Annotated in this window: 7 protein-coding genes; 5 read left to right on the top strand and 2 right to left on the bottom strand. The window is 33.1% G+C overall.

Annotation, left to right across the window (positions count from 1 at the left end):
• The first annotated feature begins 276 nt into the window (after positions 1 to 276).
• The 4 genes from WGMM_RS00430 to WGMM_RS00415 are packed head-to-tail and all read left to right on the top strand — an operon-like array spanning position 277 to position 2,555.
• Positions 277 to 915: an HAD family hydrolase gene (locus tag WGMM_RS00430; RefSeq protein ID WP_038248318.1), complete on the top strand. Its 639-nt coding sequence runs from the start codon at positions 277 to 279 to the stop codon at positions 913 to 915.
• Complete coding sequence (locus WGMM_RS00425) at positions 915 to 1,400, top strand: RDD family protein (RefSeq protein WP_038248315.1); 486 nt, start codon at positions 915 to 917, stop codon at positions 1,398 to 1,400. Before WGMM_RS00430 ends, WGMM_RS00425 begins: the two co-directional genes overlap by 1 nt.
• A gap of 59 nt (positions 1,401 to 1,459) precedes the next feature.
• Positions 1,460 to 1,936 (top strand): bacterioferritin, encoded by a 477-nt coding sequence (gene bfr / locus WGMM_RS00420; protein WP_038248312.1) that lies wholly within the window; start codon positions 1,460 to 1,462, stop codon positions 1,934 to 1,936.
• 1 nt (position 1,937) lies between these two features.
• A complete protein-coding gene (locus WGMM_RS00415) occupies positions 1,938 to 2,555 on the top strand; it encodes an SURF1 family protein (RefSeq protein WP_038248309.1) in 618 nt (205 codons plus the stop codon).
• 30 nt (positions 2,556 to 2,585) lie between these two features.
• On the opposite strand, the gene WGMM_RS00410 is transcribed toward WGMM_RS00415, so the two are convergent.
• Complete coding sequence (locus tag WGMM_RS00410; RefSeq protein WP_038248304.1) at positions 2,586 to 4,304, bottom strand: monovalent cation:proton antiporter-2 (CPA2) family protein; 1,719 nt, start codon at positions 4,302 to 4,304, stop codon at positions 2,586 to 2,588.
• A 5-nt stretch (positions 4,305 to 4,309) separates the two neighbouring features.
• On the bottom strand, positions 4,310 to 4,882 hold the full coding sequence (locus WGMM_RS00405) for a thioredoxin family protein (RefSeq protein WP_038248302.1): 573 nt from the start codon (positions 4,880 to 4,882) through the stop codon (positions 4,310 to 4,312).
• A 108-nt stretch (positions 4,883 to 4,990) separates the two neighbouring features.
• Here WGMM_RS00405 and tmk point away from each other — a divergent pair, with 108 nt between their 5' ends.
• On the top strand, positions 4,991 to 5,581 hold the full coding sequence (gene tmk / locus WGMM_RS00400) for a dTMP kinase (RefSeq protein WP_038248300.1): 591 nt from the start codon (positions 4,991 to 4,993) through the stop codon (positions 5,579 to 5,581).
• Positions 5,582 to 5,687 lie beyond the last annotated feature (106 nt).

Genomic DNA, 5,687 nt, shown 5'->3' with positions numbered 1-5,687 from the left:
GATATAATTAACCTTCTCTTCTAATGAGGTACCTTCTGGAAAAGCACCTGGAGAACGTTCAACAACGTCTTTAAACTTTTTTCAACACTTTCTTGAGATCTCTGGGCCATACCTATTACCTATTAAAACATATCATATAACCAGTATATTAGCTCATTATATAAAAAACAGTTAACATAACTTGTGGTAAAGAGTGTTTATCAAGAACGTCCTTTTTATATTTTTTTATTAAAATGCTATTTACTTATTAAGTTAAAATGTATAATTATATAAGAGATGAAAGATAGCTCATTAGCAGTAGTATTCGATTGGGATAACACTTTAGTTGACACTCAAGATAACATTTTTAATGCTATTAAGTATACCATAAACTCAATGGGGTATAGTAATAAAGCTGCTGATAGAAATTCCAACGAGTCGAGAAAGGGCTATATGGTCAATTTGTTTGGCGATCAGTGGAAAAAAGCAAATCAGATATATCAACAATATTTAGATGATGCGCTATTGAAAAACATCGCTCTGAATCAAGGAGTAGAGAAAATGTTGCAGACACTGAAAAGCCACAATGTTTATCTAGCAATAGTAAGTAATAAGAAAAATACTAATTTACGTAAAGAAGTTGCCTATTTTAAACTAGATTCCTACTTTGAAAGAGTGGTTGGGTCATGCGATAATGCAGAAGATAAACCATCTGCAACCCCTTTGTTATTTGCACTAGAAGAGAGTACGTTGCCTATAAATAGAGAAAATGTGTTTTTCGTTGGTGATAGCATCACAGATGTTCTGTGTGCACAAAACGCCAATTGTTTACCTATTATATACGGTCAATCAATAAGCGGTTATGAAGATTTGTTACGTTTTCAACATTTTGATAAGCTTACAAATTTTGTAATAAAGTATTTAGAAGATAGGTAATGACAGAGATTGCCAGCATAAAAAGGCGCTTTTGCGCATATTTAATAGATGTAGCAATTTTATTAATTCCAACTTTATTAATTATACTGCTATTAGAGGATTCTCCGTTGATCTTACATCTATCATACATGTATGTAAATTGTAGTTACTTCACATATTTTATATCTTCAAAGACCCAAGCAACTCCAGGTCAACAGTTAATGAATATATGTACTATCAATTTAGATAATTCTAAAATAGACTTGAATTTAGCGTTTGACAGAAGCACTTCCCAGTTTTTTCTTCCTTTGTTAAACAGTGTAGTAGTTGTCCTTACTGAATTTTTGCAAGATCAGGAGGTATTAGTGAATGTCTTGAGTGCATTGAAAGTAATGATAGTGCTGCTCACCCTCTATTGGTATCTAGTTGCTTGTTTTTCTAAAAAGAAACAGACATACCACGACATGCTATTTAATACGGTTGTTATCAAAGGAGCTATTAAATGAGTTGCTATAATCATCGTTATCATATAAATTATGCTGATAAATTGGACTAAGGGAAGATTATGAATGAAGAGATAGTAGAACATTTGAACAAATTATTGACCAATGAGCTGACTTCTGTACGCCAGTATCTTTTACATTTTGCAGTACTCAAAAACAATGGAATTAATAGACTTGCAGAAAAGGTAAAAAATGAGCTTAACGAAGAACTTGAACATGCAAGCAAGTTGGCAGAAAGGATTTTATTGCTTAAAGGTGTACCAAATTTTCAAGATACAAATGAAATATCAAAGTATGATGGAAAGTTTACAAAAGACACAATACGGAAAATCTTAGAAGCTAGTTTGAAATTAGAGGGAAAAGGTATTAAGGATATCAAAGAAACGATTTCTATCGCTGAGAAAGAAAAAGATTTTGTTAGTGTAATGTTATTAGAAGAGATGTTAAAAAATGAAGAAGAGCACTTCCATTGTATTGAGAAACAGATCGATCTTATTGAACTAATGGGTGTTGAAAACTATTTAAGAACACAAATATAGAGTGTTAAAAAAGATAGTATTTATTTTAATTATACCTTGCTCACTTCTTTTTTTGTTAGGGTTATGGCAAATATTCAGATTGGACTGGAAGAATAATATTATTAAAAGTATGAGTCTTCCAGTGGTTCATCTATTGCCCAATAACGACCTTGAAAAATTTAACTATAGGCATGTCAAGATTGATGGGATTCTAAGTGATATAGAACTATATGTTTTTGCAGGGCAACACGGCTATCACGTGCTGTCTCCTATGTTGCTCACCACTGGACGTTACATGTTGGTGAATAAAGGAATAGTCAGAGAAAAAAAGGAGAAAAAAGTAAAAATTGAAAAAGTAGTTGCAGATGGAATTTTATATTGCGATAGCAATAAAAGTAAAAATTGGTTTATCAAGAACGATACTGCTTCGAATACATGGTTTACCCTGAGTACAGAAGAAATTTCCAATGAGTTAGGTATTAAGCTAGAGAAGTGTGTATTGTGGCCGAACAATTTTGGCAGCAAAGTAGCTATACAGCCAATGAAGCATTTGGAATATGCAATCACTTGGTTTGCACTTTCCTTAACTTGGTTGATTATGTGCGTAATTTACTATAGGCAAAACCTCAATAAAGCTTGAAGCTTTCTGTACATAAAATTAGAAAAGTAGTTATTCATCTTTATCACTACCAAGGTCTTTTAACATACTGTAATTGCCTTTTCTGAATCTACTTTTTAAAGACGTAACTCCACTTTCGCTAATACCACTAAGGCTCAGTGCAGCTCCACCTAGCTGCAATCCTATCTCAGATGTTTCAGGAATAATTTTACTAGCTCCTAGATCTCTATAAACCTCCACATTACTCAGATCTGGTAAGCGTATTACAATATTTACATGCGGAAAATTTGCTGCAACTAAAGAAACAACTTTTTTTATAGTAACTTCATTCTTTATTGAAATAACGAGAGCTTGAGCTCTTTCTATTCCTACCGATTTTAAAATTTCACATCTTGTAACATCTCCAAGATATATAGGAAAACTATCACTTTTTCCTTCTTTGACTATTTTCGATTGAATATCTACAACAACGTAACTTAAATGCTCTGCCGTAAGCATTTTTGTTACCATATATCCCACTCTACCAAATCCAGCAACTATCACATGGTTATAAAGATCTTGTGTATCTGTTTCAACAGCTTCATCATCTAATATTGTTTTCTCAGTGCTAAATGAGTTTGCTATCCAATCTCCAAGCCCCGATAAAAGAGGAGTGAAAGCCATGGTTACTGTAGTTACCATCATAAGTACTTGAGCGATTTCACTTGGTAGCACATTTAGCTCATCTGCTAAGCGAAATAAAATAAACGCAAATTCACCGCCTTGTGAAAGCAGTAACCCAGCTTGTATAGCAGGTGCACTCTTAAATCCAAAAAATCTACACAATATATATATGATAGATGTTTTTAAAACGATAAGGATAATCGATAATAAAGTAATTAGTGGTAACTTATTGAGTAAAAGTTCGGTATTGATGGACATACCAACAGTCATGAAAAATAAGCCAAGAAACAAATCTTTAAATGGTAATACCGCGTGTTCCACTGAGTGTCTGTATTCTGTTTCTGCAACTAACAATCCAGCGACAAATGCACCTAACGCCAACGATAAATGGAATTGCTCAGTAATAAATGCTGCTCCTAATACTATTAAAAGCGTTGTTGATATAAAGACCTCATTACTTTCCATTTTAGCAATAACCGAAAATAAAGGTCTAAGCAATAATCTACCAGTTATAAATATCAGCACTAATGCAATAGCTGCTTGCACCAATGAACCTGCCAATGAGCTTATCAGGCTGTGCTCAGAATTGCCAGCAAGTAAAGGTACCAATACTATTAATGGTACTACTGCAAAATCTTGCATTAATAGTACTGCTATTGACAACCTACCAACCTGACTTGCTTGAGAACCTTTTTCTTGCAGAACCTGCAACACTATTGCTGTTGAGGATAGCGCAAGCCCACCACCAATAACTGTTGCTATACTCGTATTCACTCCGAAAGCAAGAGCGATGCACCATATTGCTACCATGGTAACTATAACTTGAAGAGAACCGAACCCAAATACATGAATACGCATAGCGATCAGGCGTTCAAATGTCAATTCAAGGCCTATAATGAATAATAGGAAAACTACACCAAATTCTGCAAGATTATCCATTGCTTCAGCTGAGTGTATCAGATTAAACCCATGAGAACCAATAACTGCACCTGCAACGAAGTAACCGAGCACTGGACTAATATTCATTTTCCAAAACGCTATGACTATAAACACAGCAGCAGAAAGCAAAATTATAATATCAAACAAATGCTGAGAGCCACTGTGCATGATATTTAACCTGTAGAATTAGACCATTTAATTGAGCAGCCAATACTTGATTTTTGGTCAATTGGAGAATTACCAGTTTCTGCAATAAATTTCATAGCTTGAAATAAGTCACTACTTCCTACTTCATAGCTTTGAACCTTTTCTTTTTTTGTGTTATTAAAACGTCCACGATAGCAAAGGTTTAAATTGGAATTAAAGCCAAAAAAGTCAGGAGTGCAAACAGCCCCGTATTCTTTAGCTATTTTCTGTGTACTATCAATTAAATATGGAAATGTAAACTTATTTTCCTTGGCAAAATTAATCATATTTTCAAAGGAATCTTCTGGATATTCATTTACATCATTTGGCATTATTGCAACGGTGTTTACCTGATAATCTTTTTTCAATTGATCAACATCGCTTACCAGATTGCTAATAATTGACTGAACGTAAGGACAGTGATTGCATATAAACATTATAATAAGACTATTTTTTCCACAACAGTCACTTAATGCATAATATTTATTGTCTACTCCCAAAAGATTAAAATCTTTTGCAGTAAAACTAAAATCGACTTTAGGAGTATTCAGAGCAACCATAGACTATTATTATACTATATGTAATTTACGGTCTTATTATTTAAATGTCAAACGGTTTCTATGTATACTGTTTGCATATTCTTTTTTAGTATTATAATTATAAAACTTATGTTCATAACTTTCGAAGGAATAGACGGCTCTGGTAAAACAACACAATCTAAGCTACTTGCAAATCATTTTAAGCAAATTCACGGCGAAAATAATGTGGTATTGACTCGAGAACCAGGTGGCACTGATTTTGCAGAAAAGATAAGAGGAGTATTGTTAACGAATAATATTGATTCTATTTCTGAACTCTTGCTACTTATCTCGATGAGGCGCGAACATATGAAAAAATTAATATTACCAGCTCTTGCAGAAGGAAAAATAGTGATTTGTGATCGGTTTATTGATTCAACTATTGCATATCAAGGATATGGGTTTGGAGTTGACTTAGGGCTAATAAGGGACTTACATAAGCTAGTGGAAATTAAATATCCAGATATTACATTCATTCTAGATATTGATGTTAAAGTTGGGTTAAATAGAGCAAAAGACAAGAATAAATATGAAGAAATGGATGTTAATTTTTACAATAAGGTCAGAAAAGGATTTCAGGAAATAGCCATAAAAGAGCCCGTTAGGTGCAGTGTTATCACTGGAATTGAAACAAAAAATGATAATCACGTACACAATGAATTTATTGATAAAATCACCTAGCTTGTGATAGAAAATTATCAATTTCAGGTAACATTATTTCATATGAATAACTTTTTGTTTGAGTAGCTAAAAAATCCTGTATTTTGTCTGGATCTTCTTCACTTAT

It is taken from the genome of Wolbachia endosymbiont of Glossina morsitans morsitans, from assembly GCF_000689175.1.
Lineage (GTDB): Bacteria > Pseudomonadota > Alphaproteobacteria > Rickettsiales > Anaplasmataceae > Wolbachia > Wolbachia pipientis.
The sequence above is the reverse complement of the archived record's forward strand: the minus strand, read 5'-3'. Positions and strand labels throughout refer to the sequence as shown.